Genomic DNA, 24887 nt, shown 5'->3' with positions numbered 1-24887 from the left:
TACGGCGGTTGGGCCGTTCGGAAAAACGGAAGGACGGAAGGGCTGGAGTGGGGTGCGGCTCAGGCCGGGGGCTGGGGGCCGCCCCACTCCTCCGGATGACCGGGCTGCCCGTAGCCGAGCTCCGAGGTGCCCTCCAGCGGCTCGGCCGACTCGGTGCCGGCGCCCGCCAGCGCGGCCTCCGGCTCGTGTTTCTGCTGCTCCTCCGGCTCGACCAGCCCGTCCGTCTCATGGGCCACCGGCTGGCTGCCGGTGGTGGACGTCATGGCGGCCGGGCCGCGTCGGGCGACCGGGTCGAGGAGCGCCTGGTAGGGGCCGACCGCCTGTTTGCCGACCGACCGCAGCGCCGCCCACATGGTGACCTGGTTGGCCGAGAGCACCGGCATCCGCAACTCGGCCTCGAGCTGCGGGATCACGTCGTAGGTCGGCAGGTTGGTGCAGGAGATGAACAGCGCGTCCGGCGCGTCCACCACCGCCTCCCGCGCCATGTCGACCACGTCCCGGTAGGCGACCCGCCAGATCTCCCTGGTGAGCCCCATGTAGCAGCGCCCGGTGATGCCGATGCCGGCCTCGTCCAGGTACTCCTCGAGGGAGTCGGTGACCGACTTGGTGTACGGGGTGACGATGGCGATGCGCCGCGCGTCGATCTCACGCAGCGCGTCCAGGAGCGCACCCGAGGTGGTGAGCGCCGGTACATCACCGGCCTCGGCCATGGCCGCCGCCATGGCCCGCTCGCCGGCCGTACCGCCCACGAAACTGCCCGACGTACAGGCGTAGGCCACCACCTCGGGAGCCACCGCCGTCAGGGCCCGTACCGCCTCGCGCAGCGTCTCGTGCTCGCTGACCAGGCGGGCGAGGTCCAGGCTGACCTCCACGGGAACGAAGGGAGTTCGAGTCAGATGCAAGGACACGTCGTCCGGCACCCAGCGCCAGAGCTCACGGTCCAGTGCGAAGTCGAAGGGAGCGACGATTCCCACGCCGCGCTGCGGCAACGGTCCGCCGAGGAAGGAGACGTCCATTTCGGGCCCCAAAAGAACGGAGGGGAAGGCTCATGGCCAGAAGGCCCCTGAGTCAAGGGAAGTCAGAGGAAAAGCAAAGCCGGTCAGAAGCCGGGACGCCGGGACAGATGTCTTTGTTGACGAAGGTAGTTTCTGCTCCCTACCGTGGTCAATCCCGCCAATGAGGCTGGTTCCCGTCCCTCCCCCGGCTCACTCGCTCAGCCAACCGTCCCTGCGTTTCGAAACGGTTTCCTGCCTATGTCCGAAACCTGCGTTCTTGTCCTCGACGCCGAGCCGCTTCCCCGGCTCGACCGACTCGCGGGACGCGCGCGCGTCATCCATGCCGACGAGAAGACTCTCGCCGGCCAACTACCCGAGGCCGACGTCCTGTTGGTCTGGGACTTCCTCTCCGACGCGGTGCGCGAGGCATGGCCGGGAGACGGCCCGAGGCCGCGCTGGGTGCATACGCCCAGCGCCGGAGTCGACCGGCTGCTCCCGGAGCTCGCCGACGGCCGGGACACCGTCATCACAAATGCACGAGGCGTCTTCGACCGGCCCATTGCCGAATACGTCCTCGGGCTCGTACTGGCCATGGCCAAAGACTTCCGTGGCACATGGGAATTGCAACGACAGCGGCGCTGGCGGCACCGGGAGACATTCCGGGTCGGCGGAAGTCGCGCCACGGTCGTCGGCTCCGGGCCGATCGGCCGGGAAATCGGGCGCGCGCTGCTGGCACTCGGTGTCAAAGTCGACCTCGTCGGCCGGACGGCCCGCGACACCGACCCGGAATTCGGGCAGGTCCACGCCACCGCCGCGCTGCCCGGGCTGCTCGGCGAGGCCGACTGGGTCGTGTGCGTGGCCCCGCTGACCCAGGAGTCGACGGGCATGTTCGACGCCGGGATGTTTGCTCGGATGAAGCCCGAAGCGCACTTCGTGAACGTCGGCAGGGGGGCGCACGTGGTCGAGGAGGACCTGGTGGACGCGCTGCTCAAGCACCGGATCAAGGGCGCGGCGCTGGATGTCTTCGCCGAGGAGCCGCTGCCTGCCGACAGCAAGCTGTGGGACGTGCCCGGGCTGCTCATCTCGCCGCACATGAGCGGCGACACGGTCGGCTGGCGCAACGACCTCGCGGAGCAGTTCCTCGACAACTTCGACCGCTGGGAGGCGGGCGAGCCGCTGCTCAACGTCGTCGACAAGCACCTCGGCTACGTGCCGACGTCCCCGGCGGCACCGGCGAACTGACCCGCCGGGCGACCGGGCGACCGGCCGGGGGCACCACGGCGCCCCCGGTCGGTTCACCCCACCGGGAGGAGCTCCCGGTCGTCACCGGCCACCGTCACCGACTCACACCGGACCGGTCACCGGCCCCCGGTTCCTACCGGACCGGCCACCGGCCCCCGGCTCTCACCGGACCTCCGGCGCCGGCCACCAACCGGTCCCGGCTCACCGGATGACCCGGCGTCTCACCGGGTCGTCCGGCACCGGCTACGGCCGATGCCGGAGGTCCGGGTCGTTTCTTCACGTCTTCTCGCCCTTGGGTGCGGTGCGGGCCCGGGGCACGTCGTCCTGTGGCAGTCCGCCTCGCGGGTGCCCTGGTCTCTCGGGAGGTTTCGTCATGTCCGATCTCAACGCCCTGACCGCGACCCAGCTCGTGGCGGGGTACGAAACGGGGGACTTCACCCCCGTGGAGGTCACCCGGGCGGCGCTGGAGCGCGCGGCACAGACCCAGGAGCGGGTCAACGCCTTCGTCCGTATCGACGACGAGGACGCGCTGCGGCAGGCCGAGGAGTCAGCGGGCCGCTGGCGGCGCGGCGAGCCGGCGGGCCCGGTGGACGGGGTGCCGGTGACCGTGAAGGACATCCTGCTCCAGCGCGGCGGGCCCACCTTCAAGGGTTCCTGGGCTGTGGACGAGACCGGGCCCTGGGAGGAGGACGCGCCCTCGGTGGCCAGGCTGCGGGAGAGCGGCGCAGTCTTCCTGGGCAAGACGACGACGCCCGAGTTCGGCTGGAAGGGCGTCACCGACAGCCCCCGGCACGGCGTCACCGGCAATCCGTACGCGCCGGACCGCACAGCGGGCGGCTCCAGCGGGGGCAGCGCAGCGGCCGTCGCCGCCGGGGCCGGGCCGCTGTCGCTGGGCACCGACGGCGGCGGGTCGGTGCGCATCCCCGCCTCGTTCTGCGGGATCTTCGCGCTGAAGCCCACCTACGGGCGGGTGCCCATCTACCCGGCCAGCGCCTTCGGGACCCTGGCCCACGTCGGTCCGATGACGCGGGACGCGGAGGACGCGGCGCTGCTGATGGATGTGATCAGCGCGCCGGACCCGCGCGACTGGTCGCACCTGGGCCCGGTGCCGCACAGCTTCCGCGGCGCGCTGGCCGCCGGAGCCGAGGGGGTGCGCGGGCTGCGGGTGGCCTTCTCGCCCGACTTCGGCGGCCGGGTGCGGGTCGAGCCGCAGGTCGCGGCGGCGGTACGGGCGGCGGTGGCGAAGCTGGAGGAGCTCGGCGCTGTCGTGGAGGAGGCCGATCCCGGCTTCGCCGATCCCGTGGAGTCCTTCCACACGCTGTGGTTCAGCGGTGCGGCGCGGGTCACACAAGCTTTCAGCCAAGATCAGCGCAAGTCTCTGGACCCGGGTCTGCAGGAGATCTGCGCGGACGGCGCGTCCCGCAGCGCGCTGGACTACCTGGCAGCCGTGGACGAGCGGATGGACATGGGCCGCCGGATGGGCGCCTTCCACGAGCGGTACGACCTGCTGGTGACGCCGACCATGCCGATCACCGCCTTCGAGGCGGGGGTCGAGGTGCCGGAGGGCTCGGGGCTTCAGCGGTGGACCGGCTGGACGCCGTTCTCCTACCCGTTCAACATGACGCAGCAGCCGGCCGCCTCCGTGCCGTGCGGCGTGGACGAGGCGGGTCTGCCGATCGGGGTCCAGCTGGTGGGGCCCCGGCACGCGGACGCCCTGGTGCTGAGCGCTTCGCACGCACTGTACGAGGCGGGGGTCGCGGCGCAGGTGCCCTCGGCGCTCGGCTGAGTCACCGGACTCGGGCTCCCGGGCCCGTCGGTGGGTTCCGGGCCCGTTGGGGGTTGTCCCCCAACGGGCTTCACCGGTCGGCCGATCAGTTCGGCCGACCGGTCGACTCACTCAGGCGCGGCGGAAGTTGAGCGTCTCGCCGATGGCGCCGGAGCGCCACAGGTCCTGGCAGGCCTCGGCCATGTCGTCGAGTCCCTCGACGATCTGGCCCCAGACGATGCCGGGGACCCATCCGGCGTCGCCGTTGATCAGGAGGTTGTTGCGCTCGTAGAAGAGCGCCAGGTCGACGACGGTGGAGTGCTCGACGTGTGCCGCCTGCGCCCCTTGCTGTTCCGCCGCGGCCTCGTACCCGTATCCCGGAGTCGCCAACTGGGTGCTGGTGAAGGTGAAATAGCAGAGGTCACCTGGGATGGGGGTAATGGTCGGATTCTCCAGCGGCGGCTCCTGGGGGGCGAAGGGGGGAATGAGGGCATAGATCTCGTTACGCGCGTACTTCGCGTGGTAGACATCGCCGCCCAGCGGCAGTGCGTCCCACACCGCCGCGCAAGTGATCGGTGCGCGGTCGTCGAGCAGCTTTGCCGTGCAGCTCACTCCCCGCTTGTCCAACGACACTTCAATGAAGCGCTCAGCCATCGTGCCTCCGCACCAGGGTGGTCATTTACCCGCTAATGGTGACGCAGATGTCACCCCGAGCGCGACCCCATAACGGCTTGAAAATATCCGCATATCTTCAGCACGGCTGGGTATGCGCGCGCCCATGGCTCCACCACTGAGGAACAACACGGCAGGTGCCGGGAGACGTTTGAGCCGTCGGTCGCTGCTCGCTGGAGCGGCGTCCTTGAGTGCGGTGAGTGCGCTCGGCGCAACGACCGCATGCAGCCGGGTGTCCAGTGCGGACACCGAGAACGGGGGAGATCTTCTGGAGCGGCTGAGGGCCCAGGGAACGGTGAAACTGGGCCTCGCCGGTGAACAGCCGTACAGCTACATCGACAAGGACGGCGAGCTGACCGGGTCCTCGCCGGCGATCGCGCGCACCATCTTCACGAGGCTGGGTGTCGAGCACGTCCAGCCCTTCCCGACCGAGTTCAACTCGCTGATCCCGGGTCTCAACTCGCAGCAGTTCGACGTGGTCGCGGCCGGTATGTACATTACGCCCGATCGGTGCAAGCAGGTCCTGTTCGCCGACCCCGAGTACGAGATGCGCGACGCGTTTATCGTGCGCAAGGGGAATCCGAAGGACCTGCACAACTACGAGGACATCAAGAAGAGCGGCGCCAAGATGGCCACCGGCACCGGGTACGCGGAAATCGCGTACGCGGCCGAGGTGGGTATCAAGGAGTCGGAAATTCTTCTGCTGCCCGACCAGCTCGCCGGACTCCTTGCCGTGGAACAGGGCCGCGCCGATGTATTCGCCGGTACGGCTGTCACGGTTCGCAACGTCGTCAGGCAGACCAAGAGCCGGAAGGCCGAGTTCACCGACGCTTTCACTCCGAAACTGGACGGAAAGCCCGACCTCGGCACCGGCGCGTTCGCGTTCCGTAAGACGGAAACAAAACTCCGGGACGCGTTCAACCGCGAGCTGCGCAAGATGAAGGAGAGCGGTGAACTCCTCCGCCTCATGAAGCCCTTCGGCTTCCTGGAGGACGAGATGACCGAAAAGACCGCGAAGGAGCGTTGCGCATGACGGACCTCACCGCGGGCTTGTGGGGACTGCTCTTCAAGGGCGTCTGGGTCACCGTCCAGCTCACCGTCTTCAGCGCGGCGCTGGGCGCGTTCGTCGCCTTCGTGGTGGGCGTCGCCAGGACGCACCGGCTGTGGATAGTCCGGTTCCTCTCCGGCCTGTACATGGAGATATTCCGGGGCACCTCGGCCCTGGTACTGATGTTCTGGATGTTCTTCGTGCTGCCGATGGCCTTCGGCTGGCAGCTGGTGCCGATGTGGGCCGCGGTGCTCGCGCTCGGCCTGTCGTACGGCGCCTACGGCTCGGAGATCGTGCGCGGCGCGCTGGCCGCCGTGGCGCCCGCTCAGCAGGAGGCGGGGATCGCGCTCAGCTTCTCGCCCTGGCAGCGGCTGACGAAGATCCTGCTTCCGCAGGCGTGGCCGGAGATGATCCCGCCCGCCAACAACCTGCTGATCGAACTGCTCAAGGGCACCGCGCTGGTGTCCGTGCTGGGCGTCGGCGACATCACCTTCGGGGCCGCTCTGGTGCGCAACGCGCTCGGTGAGAGCGCCCCGGTCTACACGATCATCCTGGTCATGTACTTCGTCCTGGCCTTCCTGCTGACGCGTGTGATGCGCGCCGTCGAGCGCAAGGCCAAGGCGGGCATCGGCCAGGCCCCGGAGAAGGGCGTAGGTGTGCTGCGCAAGCTCAACATCCGGCAGCAGACGGAGACGTCCGGCGACTTCTCCAGTGCGGGAGGTGCCTGATGACGTGGGACTGGTCCGCTGTCGGTGACTTCATGCCGCGCTTCTGGGACGGCGTGCTCGTCACGCTCCAGGCGCTGGTACTCGGCTCCCTCATAGCCTTCGCTCTCGGCCTGATATGGGCGATGGCCCAGCGCTCGCCGCTGAAGGTGGTGCGCTGGCCCGTCGTGGCCGTCACCGAGTTCATCCGCAACACCCCGCTGCTGGTGCAGCTCTTCTTCCTGTTCTACGTACTGCCGGAGTGGGGCGTGACGCTGTCCGCGCTCACCACCGGTGTCGTCGGCCTCGGTCTGCACTACTCGACATACACCGCCGAGGTCTACCGCGCCGGTATCGACGGGGTCCCGGTGGGCCAGTGGGAGGCGTGCACGGCACTGAGCCTGCCGCGCGGCCGCACCTGGGGCGCCGTCATCCTGCCGCAGGCGATCCGGCGCGTGGTCCCCGCGCTGGGCAACTACGTGATCGCGATGCTGAAGGACTCGCCGATGATCGCGGTCATCGGCGCGCTCGAAATGCTCGGCCAGGCCCGGCAGTTCACCGCGACCACCTTCCAGCCGACCGAACCCATCACCGTGGTCGGTATCGCCTTCATCCTCATCGCCTACCCGGCTTCCCTGCTGATGCGAGCCCTGGAGCGTCGTCTTGTCCGCTGAGAAGAACCCGAGCACGACCGCGAACGGCGGTACCAACCCCGCCGTCGACGGCAGCGAACTGATCAAGTTCGACAACGTGACCAAGCGCTACGGCAGCAACGTGGTGCTGGACAACCTGTGTTTCGACGTGTCGTCCGGCAAGCACGTCACCCTCATCGGCCCCTCCGGCTCCGGCAAGACCACGATCCTGCGGCTGCTGATGACCCTGGTGAAGCCCGACGAGGGCACCATCAAGGTGGCGGGCGACTACCTCTCCCACGAGGAGAAGAACGGCAAGCTCGTGCCGGCGGGCGAGCGGCACCAGCGCGAGGTGCGCAAGAACATCGGCATGGTCTTCCAGCAGTTCAACCTCTTCCCCAACATGAAGGTGCTGCGCAACATCACCGAGGCGCCGGTGCATGTGCTGGGGCTGGGCAAGGACGAGGCCGAGCAGCGCGCCCGTGAGCTGGTGGAGATGGTGGGTCTGACCGACCACCTCGACAAGTACCCCAGCCAGCTCTCCGGCGGTCAGCAGCAGCGGGTGGCCATCGCCCGCGCGCTCGCGATGCGTCCGCAGGTGCTGCTGCTGGACGAGGTCACCTCCGCGCTCGACCCGGAGCTGGTGGCCGGGGTGCTGGACGTGCTGCGGGACATCGCCCACTCCACGGACATCACCATGCTCTGCGTCACGCACGAGATGAACTTCGCGCGGGACATCTCCGACGACGTGCTGATGTTCGACGCGGGCCGGGTCATCGAGTCCGGCGCTCCGGAGAAGATCTTCACCGACCCGGAGCACGAGCGGACCAGGGAGTTCCTCAGCGCCGTCCTGTAACCGGCGAGCCGGTGTTCCCGGTCGCCACGCCCCCACGGCTGTACTCCGAGCCCGCGCCGCACCTGCGGTGCGGGCTCGGTGCCGGAAGTACCGGAAACGCCTCGAAAGCCCGGCGGGGGCGCACCGGGGGGCGCGTCAGGGGGCGCATCCAGCCGTCTGGCATATGCCGATAGCGGTAACAGCCCCGTTCCGGCACCGGGTTGACCGCTATCGTGAGATATGAAGCCGTGACCGCACGAAGCGGTAACGGTACAAACGGTCACAACCTCCAGGGGGACACCGTGGCGCTACTCCAACCGCCCTCAGGCCCGTCCGAGGAGCCGGGTCGGGAGCCGGTCACAGCCTTCGGCTCGGTGCGGCACGCCCTGCGGGTGCTGGAGACCGTCTCCCGGTACCGGGACGGCATCGACGAGGACGCGATAGCGCGCCGGACCCAGCTGCCAGCCGGCCAGTTGGACCAGCTGCTGCGGATGCTGTGCCGCGAGGGCTATCTGGCCCGGCTCGAGGACGGCTCCTATGTCGTCGGGGAGGCCCTGGTGCTGCTGGGCTCGGGCGTGGACCGGGCCCGTGCGCTGCGCGAACGGCTCCAGGCCACCCTGGACGAGTTGCGCGACACCGTGGGTGCCGCCGTCTACTTCGGCCGCTATCAGGACGGTGAGCTGGAGAGCACCCAGGTCGCCGACGGCCCCACCACCCCGGCGGTCAACCAGTGGGTGGACTTCCGCTCGGCCGCGCATGCGACCGCGATCGGAAAGTGCCTGCTCAGCCAGCTCGACCACGACCGCAGACTCGACCATCTCTCCCGGCACAAGACCCCGCGCCTCACCTCGCGGACGATCACCGACGAGCGGCTGCTGCTGACGGCGCTGGACCGGCAGCCACCGACCGTTCCGGTGCTCGACCTGCAGGAGTACGCCGTGGGCACGGTCTGTGCGGCGGTGCCGGTCACCGCGGGCTCCGCGGTGAGCTGTCTGGCGCTCTCCCTCCCGGTCGCCCAGGCGCACCGGCTGCGCAGAGCCGCGGAGGAGCTGAGCCGGCGGGCAGCGCCGGTGATGCTGTCGCTGGCGATCTGAGGCCCTCGGTGCTCTCGCGGGCGCATACGCGCGTGCTCTCGCGGGCGGGCGCATACGACGGTCGCCCCCTTGGAAACCAAGGGGGCCACCGTCTTTCTGTACGCCGCCAGGGACTCGAACCCCGGACCCGCTGATTAAGAGTCAGCTGCTCTAACCAACTGAGCTAGCGGCGCCCGTCGCCGTTTCCGGCTGACGACAGAAATACTACCCCCTCCGAGAGGGTGCTGATGACCACCGCCGGGCGGCCCCGCGCACGGCGCGCCCCCACTGTGAGCCGTCTCACAGCAGCCGTCTCACAGCGGAAGCGTCAGGCCGGGCTCCCTGCGCCGCAGCGAGCCCGCCAGCAGCAGTACGGCGCCCGCCAGCGCCCAGCCGCCGAGCACCAGCAGCGGGGTGCCGAGCGCGTTGCCGGAGAAGTAGACGATGTTGCGTACGGCAGTGGTCCCGGCGCCGGTGGGGATCCAGTCGCCGATGGCCCGCCAGAACGAGGGGATCAGGTGCTTCTGGAAAGCGCCGCCCGCGCTGGGGTTGCCCAGCACCACGAAGATCAGCACCGCCACCCCGATACCCACGATCCCCAGGAACGCCTCCAGCGCCAGCGTGCACGCCGCGGTGCCGAAGACCAGCAGGGCGCCGACCCACCACAGCGATACGAAGTGCCCGGGCAGGGCGTGCAGCACCGGGTCCACGATGATCGCCCCGCCGAGCCCCGAGAGGACGGCGTACGCCGCCGCGCCCACCAGCCGCAGCGCGCCCAGCTCCGGGCGGGCCGGGCGGGTCCCGGCCAGCACCCCCATCAGCGACGCCAGCAGATAGCCGCCCACGAGCCAGCCGACGATGAGGTAGAAGGCGGTCAGGCTCTCGTAGTCCTGCTCGCCCGCCGGCGCGATGTCGACCACCTTCAGCCGCCTGTCCTGCTCGGCGGCCACCCGCTCGCCGACCCTGCGCAGCGCCTGGGCCTGCGGGCCGCCCGCGCCGGAGGCGACCAGCAGGGTGTCCCTGCCGCCGCGCGGGTTCATCAGATAGGCGCCCTCCGCCTCGCGCTCCCGCACGCGTTCGCGCGCGGCCCGCTCGTCCTCGACGACGGTGGCGGACAGCGGGTTCCCGGGCAGCCGGTCGAGCCGGTCGGCGGCCTTCTGGGGCGCGACGACGGCGATCGGGATGCCCTGCGGCTGGGGATGGTGGAAGGAGCCGATGTAGGAGAGCAGAAAGCCCAGCTGGACGGCGAGCACCCCCACGACGAGCGCGAGGGTGCCGGGCGTGAGCGCGCCGCGGCCGCCGGCGCCGGGGGTTGCGTGGTGCATGGACGACATGGAAAGCATTCCCTTATCGATCCCTTTGGGAGCAAGAGCCTCCATCCATACCGCATCAGCCGCTTCATCCCCCGCCGTTGGGGTTCCGGGCGCGCCGTACCGCGGCGTCGCGTGGCGCGGAAGGGCGCCATCGGCCAGACTCATGGCCATGCCAGAACTCCTGACCCGTCCGGCCCTGGGCCGCGCCCTGCTCGCACGCCAACTCCTCACCGAACGCGCCGAGATGCCGGTGCGGAACGCGGTCGAGCACCTGGTCGGCATCCAGGCGCAGGCGCCCAAGCCGCCCTACTTCGCGCTGTGGAGCAGGCTGGACGGCTTCGACCCGCAGGAGCTCTCGCTGCTGCTGGAGGGCCGCGAACTGGTGCGGCTCAGCGTGATGCGCGGCACCGTCCACCTGGTCAGCGACCGCGACGCGCTCCAGTTGCGCGCGCTCACCCAGCCGCTGCACGAGAGGGCGGTGCTGACCGACCACGCCAAGCGGCTCGGCGGCGCGGACCCCTGGCAGGTGGCCGAGGCGGCCCGCGAACTGCTCGCCGAGCAGCCGTTGACCGGCAGCGAACTCGGCGTCCGTCTCCAGGAGCGGTGGCCGGAGGTGGAGGCCCGTGCGCTGGCGATGACGGCGCGCTATCTGCTGCCGCTGGTGCAACTGCCGCCGCGCGGGCTGTGGGGGCGCTCGGGGCAGCCGGTGGTGGACACCGTCGAACGGTGGCTGGGCCGACCGCCTGCGGCCGAACCGTGTGTGGAGACGATGGTGCTGCGCTATCTCGGCGCCTTCGGCCCCGCCTCCGTACGGGACGCGCAGGTATGGTCGGGGCTGACCCGGCTGGGCGAGGTACTGGAGCGGCTGCGCCCCCAGTTGCGGGTCTTCACCGACGAGGCGGGCCGCGAGCTGTTCGACCTGCCCGACGCGCCCCGGCCCGGACCCGAACTCCCGCTGCCCGTGCGCTTCCTGGCCGAGTACGACAACATCATCCTCTCCCACGCCGACCGCTCCCGCATCCTGGACGAGCCGATCCGCCGCGCCCTGGCGACCAAGAACGGCCAGGTACCCGGCACCTTCCTGGTGGACGGCCGGGTGCGCGGCACCTGGAAGGCGGACACCAGCCGCCGGGCGGCGACCCTCACCCTCACCCCCTTCGGCCGGCTCGACGACGAGACGGCTCAGGCGCTGGCGCGGGAGGGCGAGCGGCTGCTGGCATTCGCCACCGACGGCCGCCCGGGACCGCACCCGGTCACCTTCGCCGCACCCCACCCGGAGGGGCCCGCGTAGGCTGACGCCGAAGGGCGGTGCGGGCCCGGGGACGGGGCCCGGGGGCAGGCCCGGGTGAAGGAGGCACAGGGTGCGCAGCCGGGGAAGGCTCGGGGAGATCCAGGAGCGGATCAAAAGGCTGATCATCGAGGAGCGGCTGCCGCCCGGCGCCCCGATGCCGACCGAGACGGAGCTGATGGAGCGGCTCGAGGTCAGCCGCAACTCCGTCCGCGAGGCGCTCAAGGCGCTCCAGGCCATGGGGATCGTGGAGATCAGACACGGCTTCGGCACCTATGTGGGCGCGATGTCCATGGCTCCCATGACCGAGGGCCTGTCCTTCCGCACGGTCGCCGGGCACTACCGGGGAGAGGACAGCCTGCTGCAACTGCTGGAGCTGCGCGAGGCGGTGGAGACGGGGTTGATGGCGCGGCTGGTCGCCGAACGCGGCGGCCGGGGAGCCGGAGCCGAGCAGTTGGCTCAGCTGGAGCGGCTGGTCGACCGGATGCGGCAGGAGGCCGAGGCCGGGCAGGTGCGGGCCGAGACCGACCGGGCCTTCCACTCGGCGCTCTACGCCGGGCTGGGCAACTCGCTGCTGAGCGAGGTGCTGGACGCCTTCTGGGACGCCTTCCACCGGGTGCGGACGGATCTGGCCGAACTGCGCCCCGACCCGAGGATGACCTGGCAGCAGCACGCCGCGATCCTGGACGCCGTCCGGGACGGTGACATGCCGCGCGCGGAGGAGGCCGTCCGCGCCCACTTCGGCAACATCCGGGAACGGCTCCGGTCGAGCACTTCGGACGCCGCCACGCGGCAGCCACAGTTTGATGACTCCTCCATCACATCTGCCGCTTCCATAACGCCCCAACGGCGTTAAACCGCCCCTTCCGCACTTGCGTTCATGTGCCAAGTTGTAGAACCTGACGTGCGGTTACCGATCGGTCCGTACCGTGCTGCGGGGACACGGGACACGGAGACCGGATACACCGCGCCCTGAGCGGGGGGCCAGGACAAGGCGCGGGTTCGGCACGAGAGCACGCCGTACACGAGCGTGCGGGGGGACAGAAGCATGACCACGCCGCGCATGAGCGGCCCGCAGCCGCAGGGGCCCGACGACCAGGACGACCCGACGCGGACGGCACAGCTGCGCATACCCAAGCCGCCGATATACGACGGCGGCCGACCCTCGCAGCGTTTACTCACCCCGCACCGCACCCGCTCCCGCAGACCCTCCCAGCACCCCTGGGAACGCGCGGCACCCCGCTACGACTACGAGCACTACAGCCGGCTGGCCGGCCCGCTCACCCGGCCGGAGCCCGGCAAGCCCTACCGGGTGCGGTACCGCAGCCTGCTGGCCGACGAGCCGCACCGGTTCCGCGCCGGTTTCCTGCTCTGTCTGGCCCCGCTGCTCTCCGCCGGGCTGCTGATCTGGCTGATGCAGCCCGACCACTGGACGCGCCGCGACGCGGGCGAGGTCTCCGACCTCGTACTCAAGCTGGACGTCGTCATGCTCGTCTCGATCGGTCTGATCGAGCTCTTCCGCACCCTCAACGTGCTTTCCAACGCGCACGCCACGCTGGTGGCCCGCGACCCGGTGCCCGTGGTGCCCGAGACCGGCACCCGCGTCGCCTTCCTCACCTCGTTCGTGCCCGGCAAGGAGCCGATCGAGATGGTCACCAGGACCCTGGAGGCGGCCGTACGGGTGCGGCACCGCGGCACCATGCACGTATGGCTGCTCGACGAGGGCGACGACCCCGAGGTCAAGGAGGTCTGCCGGCGCCTGGGCGTGCACCACTTCTCCCGTAAGGGAGTCGCCAAGTGGAACACCGCCGAGGGCGCCTTCCGGGCGAAGACCAAGCACGGCAACTACAACGCCTGGCTGGACGCGCACGGGGACGACTACGACTTCTTCGCCGGGGTCGACACCGACCACGTACCGCTGCCCAACTATCTGGAGCGGATGCTCGGTTACTTCCGCGACCCGGATGTGGGCTTCGTCATCGGACCGCAGGTCTACGGCAACTACGACAACTTCGTCACCAAGGCCGCCGAGAGCCAGCAGTTCCTCTTCCACGCCCTCATCCAGCGCGCCGGCAACGCCTACGACGCGCCGATGTTCGTCGGCACCAGCAACGCCGTGCGCATCACGGCGCTGAAGTCCATCGGCGGCCTGTACGACTCCATCACGGAGGACATGGCCACCGGCTTCGAGATGCACCGCCACCGCAACCCGGCCACCGGCAACAAGTGGCGCTCCGTCTACACGCCCGACGTGCTCGCCGTCGGCGAGGGGCCCAACGCCTGGACGGACTTCTTCACCCAGCAGCTGCGCTGGTCCCGGGGCACCTACGAGACGATCCTGAAGCAGTACTGGCGCGGCCTGGGCTCCATGCCGGCGGGCAAGCTGTTCAACTACACGCTGCTGATGCTCTTCTACCCGGCCTCGGCGCTCAACTGGATCCTGGCCGCGCTCTCCTGCGCCCTCTTCCTCGGCATGGGCGCCTCCGGTGTGCAGATCGACCCGACCATCTGGATGGCGCTGTACGGCAACGCCACCGCGCTCCAGATCGGCCTGTACATCTGGAACCGGCGGCACAACGTCTCCCCGCACGAGCCGGAGGGCTCCGGCGGGCTGGCGGGGATGCTGATGTCCGCGCTGTCGGCGCCGATCTACGCGCGCTCCCTCTTCGACACGGTGCTGCGCCGCAAGAGCAAGTTCGTCGTCACCCCCAAGGGCGACTCGGCCAGCCCCGACACGCTCTTCGGCACCTTCCGGGTGCATCTGTTCTTCATCGCGGTCTTCGGCGGCTCGCTCGTCGGCTCCCTCTTCCTGGGCCACGACCATCCGGCGATGCTCACCTGGGCCGCACTCGCCCTGCTGATCACTGCGGCGCCGATCGTCGGCTGGCGGACCACCGTGCGCGCCGAGCAGCGGCGCCGTACCTCTCGCGGGCGACGCCGCAGAAGGTCGGCACCCGCGCCCGGACCCGCACCTGTTCCTCCGCACGACCAGCACCTGCACACCGCGCTTGGGGGGCACGAGAGATGACATCCCGACGGAGCCGCCGCCGCGCCGCGAGCGCCAGGAAGCGGCGGGCCCGGCGCATAGCCATCGCCACGGCAGTCGTCCTGCTCATCGCCGGGTTCAACGGCCCGGCGCTGTGGGGCTTCGCCTCGGCGAAGTACCACGAGTACGAGATCAACCAGCCCGAGTACAAGGCGGCGAAGGGCCACTGGCAGATCGTCGACATCCCCGAGAAGTACCGGATCAACACCATCCACGCGGCGCTGCTGCACACCGGCAAGGTGCTGCTGGTGGCGGGCTCGGGCAACGACGCCAAGAACTTCAAGGCCAAGAGCTTCCGCACGGTGCTGTGGGACCCGGTGAAGAACACCTTCAAGAACATCCCCACCCCCAACGACCTGTTCTGCTCGGGGCACAACCAGCTCCCCGACGGCAAACTGCTGGTCGCGGGCGGCACCCAGCGCTACGAGACGCTCAAGGGTGATGTGAAGAAGGCCGGCGGGCTGATGTTCCTCTACAACGAGAACCCCGACGACCCGAAGACGATCAAGGAGGGCACCCGCTTCACCGGGCGCAAGAGCGGCAAGACGTTCGTCGCCCAGCACACCGTCCTGCTGCCGCGCGCGAAGAAGGTGAAGGACCCCGAGACCGGCAAGGTCGACACCGTCCACAGCGTCACCCGGGTCTACGCCGAGGCGGCGGAGGAGGGCCGCAAGTACCAGACGGGCACCGAGGACAAGTACACGGTCGACGGTCTGACCGGCGCCTGGAAGAAGAACGTCTACGGCATCGCCCAGAAGATGTCCTTCGACAAGAAGGACTTCCAGGGCATCAAGGACGCCTACGAGTTCGACCCCGTGGCCGAGCGGTACATCACCGTGGACCCGATGCACGAGGCGCGCTGGTACCCCACTCAGCTCACCCTCCAGGACGGCAGGGTGATGACCGTCTCCGGACTGGACGACATCGGCCAGGTCGTGCCCGGGAAGAACGAGATCTTCAACCCGAAGACGAAGAAGTGGCACTACATGCCCGAGACCCGCTTCTTCCCCACCTACCCGGGGCTGCACCTGATCGGTGAGAACCGGGTCTTCTACAGCGGCACCACCGCCGGCTACGGCCCCGCCGACAAGGGCCGCACCCCCGGCATCTGGAACCTGGAGACGAACAAGTTCACCAAGATCCCCGGCATGAGCGACCCGGACGTCCTGGAGACGGCCATGTCCGTGCCGCTGCCGCCCACCCAGTCCCGGAAGTTCATCGTCCAGGGCGGCGGCGGGGTCGGTGAGTCCGACAAGACCACGGACAAGACCCGCATCGTGGACCTGTCCTCCGACACCCCCCGCTTCCACGACGGCCCCAAGCTGTACGACAAGGTCCGCTACCCCAGCAGCGTCATCCTGCCGGACGACACCGTACTGACGACCAACGGCTCGGGCCGGTACCGGGGCAAGAGCGACAGCAACGTGCTGAAAGCCGCGATCTACAGCCCCAGGACCAACAAGTTCAAGGAAGCCGCCGCACCGCTGGTCGGCCGCAACTACCACTCCGGTGGACTGCTGTTGCCCGACGGCCGGGTGATGACCTTCGGCTCGGACTCGCTCTACGCCGACAAGGCGAACACCAAGCCGGGCACGTTCGACCAGCGGATCGAGATCTACACGCCGCCGTACCTGCACAAGGGGAAGCCCCAGCCGCAGTTGCGGCTCGCCGACGGCAACCCGGAGAAGCTGATGCCCGGCTCGCGGCTCACCCTCAAGAGCAAGGACGCCGCCTCCCTGAAGCGGCTGCGGCTGGTGCGGCCCGGCTCCTTCACCCATGTGACGAACGTGGAGCAGTCGTCCGTGGCGCTGAAGATGAAGCGGTCGGCGGATGGAACGGTGACCACCACCATCCCGGACGATCCGTCGCTGGTGACCCCGGGCTGGTGGATGGTCTTCGGTGTGGACGGGGAGGGCGTGCCCTCGAAGGCCCAATGGGTCCACGTGGGCATCGACCCCGACGCGGCCCACGCCCCCGTCACCACGGGCGACCCGAAGTAGCCGTTCCGAGTAGGGGCTGCCCCTGGCTGCTGTTCCCGGGCTGCAGGCGCGTCGTGGCCTGTCGCGCAGTTCCCCGCGCCCCTGGCGGGGCGCGCACCCTCCCGCTGTGCTTGCCAGCCCCCCAGGCCGGGTACGCGGGATCAGGTCTCAGAGTTTCGGGCCAGTTCCAGGGCATAGGACGGCCACCAGGCACCGGCCTTGGGCCCACCCCGGCACTCGCCGTCCGACTCACCGGGCCGTTTGACCCACAAATAGGCGTCCACCGCCTCGTCCCCCGTCCGGGTGGTGGGCGCCTCACCCAGCGCCCGCCCGGGCGGATTGCACCAGCTCTCCTCGCCGCCGCCCTTCAGCGGCCCGTTGCCATTGCGACTGGTGTCGACAACGAAGTGCTTGCCGCCGACCATCGAGGACAGCCGTTTGCCGTAGGCGACGTTCGAGGCGGTGGTCTGGAAGTTGGAGACGTTCAGCGCGAACCCGTCGGCCTCGGCGATCCCGGAGCGCTTGAGCGGCTCGACCAGCGCGCCGGGGTCGCGGACCCAGTCCGGGTTCCCGGCGTCCAGGTAGACCTTTGTCCGGGGCAGCCCCTTCAGCTTGGTGACGGCGGCGTCGAGGAGCTGGAGGCGCTCCTGCCGCAGCCGTGGCGAGGCGCAGTCGCCGGACACCGTGTGGGCGAGCGCGTCGGGCTCCACGATCACCGTGGCGCTCCGCTCGCCGATGCCCTCGGCGACCCCGTCCAGCCAGTCGCGGTACGCCGCAGCGTCCTGTGCGCCGCCCTTGCTGTACTGCCCGCAGTCGCGGTGCGGCACGTTGTAGAGCACGAGCAGCGCCTCGCGCCCCGCGTCGGCCGCGGCCTCGGTGACACGGGCGGTGTGGCCGCGCGGGTCCTTCGCGTCGATCCACTCGGCCACCGGCTGCGCTGCGATCTTCTTCAGCTGCGCGGCCTGCGCGGACTTGCCGTCGTCCGCGTAGGTCCTGGCCTGCTGGGCGGCGTTGCTCTTGGGGTCCACCCAGTAGGGGGTCACGGACTTGGGGCGCTGCCGCACCGTGGGACCCGGCTGTGTGTCGCCGTCGTCCGGGCCACCGCCCGACGACGAGCAGCCGGCCAGCAGCAGGGCTCCTGCCAGCACGCTCCCCGCGAGGGCCCGGGTGCGGGCGCACGCCGTACGCGCCCCGCGCGCAGTGCGCGCCGTGCGTGCCGCCCGCGCGCCGTCGTTGGCGCTGCCGTACATCCACTCCCCTTCGGCTGTACTCAGCTGTGTTCCCGGCCACTCCGACCGGGTCTTATCGTGTCACAACTCCCCTCTCGTACAGCTTCGTTCGGCCCATGACCACACCCGTTGTGACGGAGCCCTTATTGACAGTGCGCATGTCAGGCTGGGAGCCTCCGGGACGGCACACTTCCATATTGAGGCGACAGAGCTCAGGAACCCGGTGCGACTCCGGGACGGTCCCGCCACTGTGTCCGCGGCCCGGAACGGCCGCGGGAGTCAGGAACTGACCTGTCGCTTCTCCACCGATGGGGCGTGGAAACCCCAGGAGGAGGCATGCGGATGTCCCCGCACACCGCCGGCACGACCGTCGCACCCGAGACCGCCGCCGCACACCCGGCGACCGTCAGGACCCGCGACTGGCTCATCGTCGCCGCCGCCGCGATCGTCGCACTGATCGCCCTGTACGCCGTCTTCGTCGACAACGGCAACCTCGTCTCCGCCACCGGCTCCTATCTGCACGAGTTCTCGCACGACGGCCGTCACCTGTTCGGCGCCCCCTGCCACTGACCGATCGGGGGTCGCCCGTCATGTCCGTCTCCGCACAGCCAACTCCCTACCCCCTGCTGCCCATGCTCGGCCGCGGTCTCGCGGCCGGCGGGGTCGCGGGGCTGGCCTCGGGCCTGTTCTCCCTGCTGCTCGCCGAGCCGCTGATGGACCGGGCCATCCGGCTGGAGGAGAAACGCGCGGCGGCCGAGACCGCCGCGCACACCCACTCCGGGCACTCGGGGCACAGCCACGCCGCCGAGGCCGAGGAGCTCTTCAGCCGGGGCACCCAGCACCTCGGGCTGGTGGTCACCGCCGTGGTGGCCGGTCTCGCGCTCGGGGTGTTCTTCACGCTCGCCCACGCCCTGGTGCACCGCTCTGCGCCCCGGGACGACGGCCGCGCATGGCAGCGCGCCATGGGTCTGGCCGGTGCGGGCTTCCTCGCGCTGTCCCTGCTCCCCGCGCTGCGCTACCCGGCCAACCCGCCAGGTGTCGGCGACGGCGGCACCGTCGCCGAGCGGCAGGGACTGTGGGTGGCCGCACTGGTCATCGGTGTACTGGGAATGGTGCTGGCGCACCAGGTGCACCAGCGGCTCGGGCAGGCCGGGCACGGGCTGCCGGTACGCCAGTTGGGCGCAGCGGCGGCCGTCGTCGCCACCCTGGCGGCGCTCTTCCTGCTCCCTGACAACCCGGACGCCGTGCCGGTGTCCGCCACCTTGCTGTGGGACTTCCGGGTGCTCTCGCTGGGCGGCCATGTGGTCCTGTGGGCCGTGCTGGGTGTCGCGTTCGCGGCTCCGGCCCTGCGCGGGCAGCGGCGGGCCGACGGCGAGAAGCCCGTCGCGCGGCAGACCGCGGCCTGAGGCGCGGGCGCTCCCCCGCCTGCCGCGCGGTCCGGTCCTGCCGTCTCACCGGCCTTCCGGCTCAGGGCGCCATCGTGACCCGTGCGGTCGCGGTGGCGCCCGAGCCGTTGCGGCGGGTGCCGAGCACGCGGTGGCGCGCTGCCGTCCCGTCCGCCCGCCGTACGGTGACCCGGGCGCCCTCCTCCAGTGCGCTCAGGGCCCGGACGGCCGGGCGGTTCCTGGCTGTGGCCACCAGCACCGAGCCGTCCCGCGCCTGAACGGTACGCAGCCGGACCCGGACACCGGCCAGCCGCACCGGCTCACCGTCCACCGGCCCGGCAGCGCGGTGGGCGCTCCGGCCCGTGGGCTTGGCATCCGGTGCTGTGGGCCCCGCCTCGGGGGTGAGCCGCTCCCTCGCGAGACTGCCCGCCCGTGAGACATCGCCCAGGACCGGCCCGTCCTCCGCGCCGCCGGAGCCCGAGGGGCCGCGGCCCCACAGCCACAGCGCGACCATCAGCAGCACCCACACCACCGCGACAGCCGGCTGCCATGCGCTTCTCCGGCTGCGGCTGCGGAGCCGCGGAGTGCGATCGAGGGCGTGCGGCATGCGGCGGCCTCCGGGCATCGGTCCGATGCTCCGACAGTCCGTCAGCCGGCTCCGCCTCGCATCCGCACGAGAGGCCGCTTACTCCGTACGGCGGCTCGGCACGGCCCGTACGGAGACGGTCCGCGCTCAGACCCGGTCGACGAGGTCCGCGATCGAGTCGACGACGCTGGAGGGGCGGTAGGGGTACCGCTCCACCTCGTCGGGCCGGGTCAGCCCCGTCAGCACCAGGAAGGTCTCCAGCCCTGCCTCCATGCCCGCGCGGACGTCGGTGTCCATCCGGTCCCCGATCATGGCGCTGGTCTCCGAGTGCGCGCCGATCGCGTTCAGCCCGGCGCGCATCATCAGCGGATTGGGCTTGCCCACGAAATAGGGGTGCTGACCCGTCGCCTTGGTGATCAGCGCGGCGACCGAGCCGGTGGCCGGCAGCGCGCCCTCGGCCGAGGGGCCGGTCTCGTCGGGGTTGGTGGCGATGAAGCGGGCGCCGTCGTTGATCAGGCGGATCGCCCGGGTCAGTGCCTCGAAGCTGTAGGTGCGGGTCTCGCCCAGGACGACGTAGTCGGGGTCGGCGTCGGAGAGGACGTACCCGATGTCGTGCAGGGCCGTCGTCAGCCCGGCCTCCCCTATGACGTACGCGGTGCCGCCCGGGCGCTGATCGTCCAGGAACTGCGCCGTGGCCAGCGCGGAGGTCCAGATGTTCTCCGTCGGCACGTTCAGTCCGATACGGGACAGCCGGGCGTGCAGGTCCCGAGGGGTGTACATCGAGTTGTTCGTGAGCACGAGGAACGGCCGCCCCGACTCCTTGAGCCGCTTGATGAACGAGTCGGCGCCGGGAACTGGGATTCCCTCGTGCATCAGCACACCGTCCATGTCGGTGAGCCAGGACTCGATGGGCTTGCGCTCTGCCACGGATGGACTCCTGCCAGGTCGTGGTGGTCCGGCCGGCGGGGACGTGCGCCTGGAACCAGGCACGGACCGGCCGCCGCGCTCAGCGTAACGGCAGCGGCCGGTGCAGGTCAGCCGTCAGGTACGCGGCCGGGGTACCCGCCCCCGCCGTACCGCATACCGCGGGGCGGGTTACGCCGGGCGGGTGCGTGCCCCCACCGACGGGCTTTGCGAGGGTGGGGGCATGAACCGCATGGACACCACCGCCACGCCGCTCCGCGTCGGGCTGCTCGGCTACGGCCTGGCCGGGTCGGCCTTCCACGCCCCGCTGATCAGCACCACACCGGGGCTCGCACTGGACACCGTCGTCACCTCCGACCCGGAACGGCAGAAGCACGCCCGGGAGGCCGGCGGCCCTCACGGCGAGGTGCGGACGGTCGCGTCGGTGGACGAGCTGTTCGCGGACGCCGACCGGCTCGACCTGGTGGTCGTCGCCACCCCCAACCGCACCCACGTGCCGCTGGCCCACCGCGCCCTGGACGCCGGACTGCCCGTCGTGGTGGACAAACCACTCGCGCCCACCGCCGCCGAGGCCCGCGAGCTGGCGGCGAAAGCCGAGGCACGCGGACTGCTGCTGGCTCCGTTCCAGAACCGCCGCTGGGACAACGACTTCCTTACCTTGCGCTCCCTGCTCGGCCAGGACGCGCTGGGCGAGGTCCTCCGCTTCGAGTCCCGGTTCGAACGCTGGCGGCCCCGGCTCAAGGGCGGCTGGCGGGAGTCCGGCGACCCGGAGGAGGTGGGCGGTCTCCTCTACGACCTGGGCAGCCACCTGGTCGACCAGGCGCTCACCCTCTTCGGCCCGGCCGCCTCCGTCTACGCGGAGTCGGACGTACGGCGCGCGGGCGCCGAGGCGGACGACGACACCTTCATCGCCATCACCCACGAGAACGGCGTCCGCTCCCACCTGTGGATGAGCGCCACCGCGGCACAGCTCGGGCCGCGCTTCCGGGTGCTGGGCAGTGCGGCCGCGTATGTGAAGTACGGGCTCGACCCGCAGGAGAACGCGCTGCGCGCGGGCGCCCGTCCCGCCGAGGGCGTGCCCTGGGGCGTCGAGCCGGAGGACGCCTGGGGCGTCCTGGGTGCCGGGGACGCCTCCGGCGAGCTGCGGGCGGTGCCCACGCTGGACGGTGACTACCCCGCGTTCTACGCCGGGGTCGCCGACGCGCTGCGCGACGGTACGCCGCCGCCGGCCACAGCCCACGAGGCCGCCGCGGCGCTCCAGGTCCTGGAGACGGCCCGCTCCTTTGCGCGGGGCGCCTGACCAGCGCTTCTCGTACCGCTGCCCGACCAGTCAGCGCCGGGTGCACGCCCAGGCGACCGTGCGCCCGCCGCCCGCGCGTCCCAGCGCCGACCGCTCGGCCGCGGCCCGCGTGCTGCCGCTGCCGCCCCAGTAGTGGTTGCTGTTCGGGTTGTAGGCCACGGCACCGCAGCCGTTGGCGAAGGAGACCAGGACCTTGCAGGAGGGACCGGTGCACCTGGACATCGCTCCCTGCTCGGCGGCGCTCCGGGATCGGTAATCCCAGGACCTGCCGTTGCTGCCGTCCCGGCCCACCGCGATGGCCCCGTAGTAGTTCGGTGGCGGGGTGGGGGCCGGAGCAGGGGCCCGGTCGGGAACGCGGGCGGTCGGGCGGGCGGCCCCGTCGGTCTCCGGCCGGTCGTTCTCGGCGGGTCCGGTGTCGGTCGAGTCCGTGTCGTCGGAGCTCCCGGAAGAGTCGTCGGAGCTCCTGGAAGTGGGGTAATCCGGCCTCGGGTTGTAGTCGGGCAGGGATCGGCTGGCGGAGTAGGTGGGCCGTACCTGGGAGTTCGTCTCCGAGCTGGGGGAATCGTCCCTGTCGGACAACAGCAGTGCGGCGAGGACCACGGCGCCCGCCGCCGCGGCGACGCCCGCCGCGACCCGGCCCGCCGACGATCCGCTCGGCCCCGGGCCCGGCCCGCTCGGCGGGGTGGTGCCCGAACCCTGGTCGCGCCGAGGGCCCGGCGGCCGGCTGCTCCCCTGCCGGCTGCTCCCCGACCGGTCGTTCGCCCCCGCCCCCGCCCCCGCGCCCGCGCCCGCGCCCGCGCCCGCTGCCCGCCGCTGCGCCCCTGACGGTCCCTCCTGGGTCACGCGCCGGGTGTGCCCAGGGGCGTCCGAGGTCCAACTGCGGGTGACCGTCTCCGCCTCCGCCTGGTCGGCGGCCCGCTGGAGGCGGCTGCCTTCTTCGGCGTACTGGTCGATCAGCGACCTCCAGCCGCTCGGCAGTACCCGGGAGCTTCCCCCGGCGAAGCGCCGGACGAGCTGCTCGGCGGTCGGCCGGTCCTCGGGCCGCACCGCGAGGCAGTCGCCGACCACTCCGGTGAGGCCCGCGGGCAGGCCGTCCAGATCGATCGCGGCCCGCCGCACGTGGTTGAGCTGCTGCAGCGGCTCCTGGGTCTCCGGGTACGGCAGCCTTCCGCAGGCCACGTAGTAGAGGGTGACGCCGAGCGCGTAGATGTCGGAGGCGAAGGTGCTGGCCTGCCCCTCGGCCTGTTCCGGCGAGGCGAAGGCGATGGTCCCGAGGGTGAGCCTCGTGCTGGTGAGGTCGCTGGCGTGCGAGATGCCGAAGTCGATGACCTTCGGCCCTTGCGCGGTCAGCAGGATGTTGAGCGGCTTCACGTCCCGGTGGACGATGCCCTTGCCGTGCAGCTCCGCGAGCGCCCTCAGGATGCCGGGGGCGATCCAGCGCACCGCGTCCTCGTCCCCCAGCGGCCCCTTCTGCACCACGAGTGCTTCCAGCGAGGGCGCCGGTACGTACTCCATGGCCATCCAGGGCCGCTCGGCCTCGACGTCGGAGTCGATGACCCGGGCGGTGTACGTGCTCCTCACGCGGCGGGCGAGTCTGGTCTCACGCCCGAAGCGCTTACGGGCCTCTTCGGTCACCCCACCAGGCGCCAGCAGCGTCTTGACGGCGACGATCCGGCCCGTGTCAGGGTGCCGCCCGAGGTAGATCACCCCCATACCGCCGGTGGCCAACTGGCCGAGCAGCCGGTACGGGCCGAGTCGGCGCAGCTCACCGCTGAGAGCGAACACACCCATCCCGAACAGATCTGTCACGGCCCCGCCCCCGTCCCCGTCGTCCCCGACAACGGCATCGTCTCACGCAACTTCCGTTGTGCGCCGCTCAGTTCGGGTCGCTGTTCGGGGCCGGGCCGGTCAGGCCGCTCTCGCCGACCTCAGGACCTGGCGCTGGCGGCCGAGCCCCGCGATCTCCAGCTCCACCACATCGCCGTCCCTCAAGTAGGGCTTGGGTTCGGGCATTCCCATGGCGACCCCGGCGGGGGTGCCCGTGGAGATGACGTCACCCGGATACAGCGTCATGAAATGGCTGAGGTAGCGCACGACTTCGGCGACGGGGAAGATCTGATCCGCGGTGCTGCCGTCCTGCCGCAGTACCCCGTTCACCCACAGGCGCAGCCGCAGCGCCTGGGGGTCCGGTACCTCGTCGGCCGTCACCAGCCAGGGCCCCAGCGGGTTGAAGGTCTCGCAGTTCTTGCCCTTGTCCCATTGGCCGCCGCGCTCGATCTGGAAGGCGCGTTCGGAGACGTCGTTGGCGACGGTGTAGCCGGCGACATGGGCGAGCGCCTCCGCACCCGAGTGCAGATAGCGCGCGGTGCGGCCGATGACGACGGCGAGTTCGACCTCCCAGTCGGTCTTCTCGCTGCCGCGCGGGATCAGCACGGTGTCGTCGGGGCCGACGACGGTGTCGGGCGCCTTCATGAAGACGATGGGCTCCTCGGGAACCGGGGCGCCGGTCTCCCGCGCGTGGTCGTGGAAGTTCAGCCCGATGCACACGACCTTGCCGATCCGGGCCAGCGGGGGGCCGATGCGCGGGCCCCCGGGCCGGGCGTCGACCGCCATCGCGGGCAGCGTCCCGGCGGCTGCGGCCTCCCGGACGCGGTCGAGCGCTGTGCCGTCCGAGAGCAGGTCGGGGTCGATGTCCGGGACGATCCCCGACAGGTCGCGCAGGGTTCCGTCCTCGTCCAGCAGCGCGGGGCGCTCGGCTCCCGCGGGTCCGACGCGGAGCAGTTTCACGTGACTCTCCCTCCCAGGCGAATCAGCTGATCCTCCAAGAGGGTGTTCAGAACCACAAGACACTGTTCACTTACTGGACCGTAA

The 24887-nt window shown here is 70.8% G+C and carries 22 protein-coding genes, 1 tRNA gene and 1 riboswitch; of the genes, 14 read left to right on the top strand and 9 right to left on the bottom strand.

The window, feature by feature from the left end:
* Positions 1-59 precede the first annotated feature (59 nt).
* On the bottom strand, positions 60-1016 hold the full coding sequence (locus HC362_RS21300) for an aspartate/glutamate racemase family protein (protein ID WP_209263658.1): 957 nt from the start codon (positions 1014-1016) through the stop codon (positions 60-62).
* A gap of 237 nt (positions 1017-1253) precedes the next feature.
* Here HC362_RS21300 and HC362_RS21295 point away from each other — a divergent pair, with 237 nt between their 5' ends.
* Positions 1254-2237, top strand: coding sequence for a D-2-hydroxyacid dehydrogenase (locus HC362_RS21295; RefSeq protein WP_243085603.1), 984 nt, complete (start codon positions 1254-1256; stop codon positions 2235-2237).
* A 373-nt stretch (positions 2238-2610) separates the two neighbouring features.
* On the top strand, positions 2611-4023 hold the full coding sequence (locus HC362_RS21290; RefSeq protein ID WP_243085602.1) for an amidase: 1413 nt from the start codon (positions 2611-2613) through the stop codon (positions 4021-4023).
* 111 nt (positions 4024-4134) lie between these two features.
* Here HC362_RS21290 and HC362_RS21285 read toward each other — a convergent pair whose 3' ends face one another.
* Positions 4135-4656, bottom strand: coding sequence for a DUF3830 family protein (locus HC362_RS21285; RefSeq protein ID WP_243085601.1), 522 nt, complete (start codon positions 4654-4656; stop codon positions 4135-4137).
* Positions 4657-4780: 124 nt separating this feature from the next.
* Here HC362_RS21285 and ehuB point away from each other — a divergent pair, with 124 nt between their 5' ends.
* From ehuB to HC362_RS21260, 5 genes are all read left to right on the top strand, one after another.
* Positions 4781-5707 carry an ectoine/hydroxyectoine ABC transporter substrate-binding protein EhuB gene (gene ehuB, locus HC362_RS21280; protein WP_243088743.1) on the top strand — a complete coding sequence of 309 codons (927 nt, stop codon included), beginning with the start codon at positions 4781-4783 and terminating at the stop codon, positions 5705-5707.
* Complete coding sequence (gene ehuC / locus HC362_RS21275; protein ID WP_243085600.1) at positions 5704-6450, top strand: ectoine/hydroxyectoine ABC transporter permease subunit EhuC; 747 nt, start codon at positions 5704-5706, stop codon at positions 6448-6450. The genes ehuB and ehuC overlap by 4 nt, the downstream gene beginning before the upstream one ends.
* Complete coding sequence (ehuD, locus tag HC362_RS21270) at positions 6450-7100, top strand: ectoine/hydroxyectoine ABC transporter permease subunit EhuD (protein WP_243085599.1); 651 nt, start codon at positions 6450-6452, stop codon at positions 7098-7100. The genes ehuC and ehuD overlap by 1 nt, the downstream gene beginning before the upstream one ends.
* Positions 7090-7914 carry an ectoine/hydroxyectoine ABC transporter ATP-binding protein EhuA gene (gene ehuA, locus HC362_RS21265; protein WP_243085598.1) on the top strand — a complete coding sequence of 275 codons (825 nt, stop codon included), beginning with the start codon at positions 7090-7092 and terminating at the stop codon, positions 7912-7914. Before ehuD ends, ehuA begins: the two co-directional genes overlap by 11 nt.
* Positions 7915-8267: 353 nt before the next feature.
* Positions 8268-8987, top strand: a complete 720-nt coding sequence (locus tag HC362_RS21260) for an IclR family transcriptional regulator C-terminal domain-containing protein (protein ID WP_243088742.1) — start codon at positions 8268-8270, stop codon at positions 8985-8987.
* A 99-nt stretch (positions 8988-9086) separates the two neighbouring features.
* On the opposite strand, the gene HC362_RS21255 is transcribed toward HC362_RS21260, so the two are convergent.
* Both HC362_RS21255 and HC362_RS21250 read right to left on the bottom strand, forming a co-directional pair.
* Positions 9087-9160 (bottom strand) — tRNA-Lys (locus HC362_RS21255).
* Positions 9161-9280: 120 nt separating this feature from the next.
* On the bottom strand, positions 9281-10291 hold the full coding sequence (locus HC362_RS21250) for an SNG1 family protein (protein ID WP_243085597.1): 1011 nt from the start codon (positions 10289-10291) through the stop codon (positions 9281-9283).
* Positions 10292-10448: 157 nt separating this feature from the next.
* Here HC362_RS21250 and HC362_RS21245 point away from each other — a divergent pair, with 157 nt between their 5' ends.
* From HC362_RS21245 to HC362_RS21230, 4 genes are all read left to right on the top strand, one after another.
* The gene (locus HC362_RS21245) at positions 10449-11570 is read left to right on the top strand and encodes a winged helix DNA-binding domain-containing protein (RefSeq protein ID WP_243085596.1); all 1122 of its coding nucleotides are present in this window, start codon (positions 10449-10451) and stop codon (positions 11568-11570) included.
* 70 nt (positions 11571-11640) lie between these two features.
* Positions 11641-12423: a FadR/GntR family transcriptional regulator gene (locus HC362_RS21240; protein ID WP_243085595.1), complete on the top strand. Its 783-nt coding sequence runs from the start codon at positions 11641-11643 to the stop codon at positions 12421-12423.
* A 192-nt stretch (positions 12424-12615) separates the two neighbouring features.
* Positions 12616-14595 carry a cellulose synthase catalytic subunit gene (locus tag HC362_RS21235; RefSeq protein WP_243085594.1) on the top strand — a complete coding sequence of 660 codons (1980 nt, stop codon included), beginning with the start codon at positions 12616-12618 and terminating at the stop codon, positions 14593-14595.
* Positions 14592-16613 (top strand): kelch motif-containing protein, encoded by a 2022-nt coding sequence (locus HC362_RS21230; RefSeq protein WP_243085593.1) that lies wholly within the window; start codon positions 14592-14594, stop codon positions 16611-16613. Before HC362_RS21235 ends, HC362_RS21230 begins: the two co-directional genes overlap by 4 nt.
* Before the next feature lie 140 nt (positions 16614-16753).
* Here HC362_RS21230 and HC362_RS21225 read toward each other — a convergent pair whose 3' ends face one another.
* Positions 16754-17842 (bottom strand): glycoside hydrolase family 6 protein, encoded by a 1089-nt coding sequence (locus HC362_RS21225; protein ID WP_243085592.1) that lies wholly within the window; start codon positions 17840-17842, stop codon positions 16754-16756.
* 191 nt (positions 17843-18033) lie between these two features.
* A riboswitch (cobalamin riboswitch) is annotated at positions 18034-18110 on the top strand.
* A gap of 53 nt (positions 18111-18163) precedes the next feature.
* Here HC362_RS21225 and HC362_RS21220 point away from each other — a divergent pair.
* Both HC362_RS21220 and HC362_RS21215 read left to right on the top strand, forming a co-directional pair.
* A complete protein-coding gene (locus tag HC362_RS21220) occupies positions 18164-18391 on the top strand; it encodes a CbtB-domain containing protein (RefSeq protein WP_209263645.1) in 228 nt (75 codons plus the stop codon).
* A gap of 20 nt (positions 18392-18411) precedes the next feature.
* The gene (locus HC362_RS21215; RefSeq protein ID WP_243085591.1) at positions 18412-19227 is read left to right on the top strand and encodes a CbtA family protein; all 816 of its coding nucleotides are present in this window, start codon (positions 18412-18414) and stop codon (positions 19225-19227) included.
* A gap of 61 nt (positions 19228-19288) precedes the next feature.
* On the opposite strand, the gene HC362_RS21210 is transcribed toward HC362_RS21215, so the two are convergent.
* Positions 19289-19831: a hypothetical protein gene (locus tag HC362_RS21210; RefSeq protein ID WP_243085590.1), complete on the bottom strand. Its 543-nt coding sequence runs from the start codon at positions 19829-19831 to the stop codon at positions 19289-19291.
* Between the two features lie 108 nt (positions 19832-19939).
* Complete coding sequence (locus HC362_RS21205) at positions 19940-20719, bottom strand: HAD-IIA family hydrolase (RefSeq protein ID WP_209263642.1); 780 nt, start codon at positions 20717-20719, stop codon at positions 19940-19942.
* A gap of 220 nt (positions 20720-20939) precedes the next feature.
* On the opposite strand from HC362_RS21205, the gene HC362_RS21200 reads away from it, so the two are divergent.
* Positions 20940-22016 carry a Gfo/Idh/MocA family oxidoreductase gene (locus HC362_RS21200; protein WP_243085589.1) on the top strand — a complete coding sequence of 359 codons (1077 nt, stop codon included), beginning with the start codon at positions 20940-20942 and terminating at the stop codon, positions 22014-22016.
* 30 nt (positions 22017-22046) lie between these two features.
* Here HC362_RS21200 and HC362_RS21195 read toward each other — a convergent pair whose 3' ends face one another.
* Complete coding sequence (locus HC362_RS21195; RefSeq protein ID WP_243085588.1) at positions 22047-23825, bottom strand: protein kinase; 1779 nt, start codon at positions 23823-23825, stop codon at positions 22047-22049.
* A gap of 99 nt (positions 23826-23924) precedes the next feature.
* Positions 23925-24803, bottom strand: coding sequence for a fumarylacetoacetate hydrolase family protein (locus HC362_RS21190; protein ID WP_243085587.1), 879 nt, complete (start codon positions 24801-24803; stop codon positions 23925-23927).
* Positions 24804-24887: the final 84 nt, after the last annotated feature.

It is taken from the genome of Streptomyces sp. 891-h (genome assembly GCF_022760275.1).
GTDB lineage: Bacteria > Actinomycetota > Actinomycetes > Streptomycetales > Streptomycetaceae > Streptomyces > Streptomyces spirodelae.
Note: the sequence above shows the minus strand (reverse complement) of the source record. Positions and strands in the feature narration are given on the sequence as shown.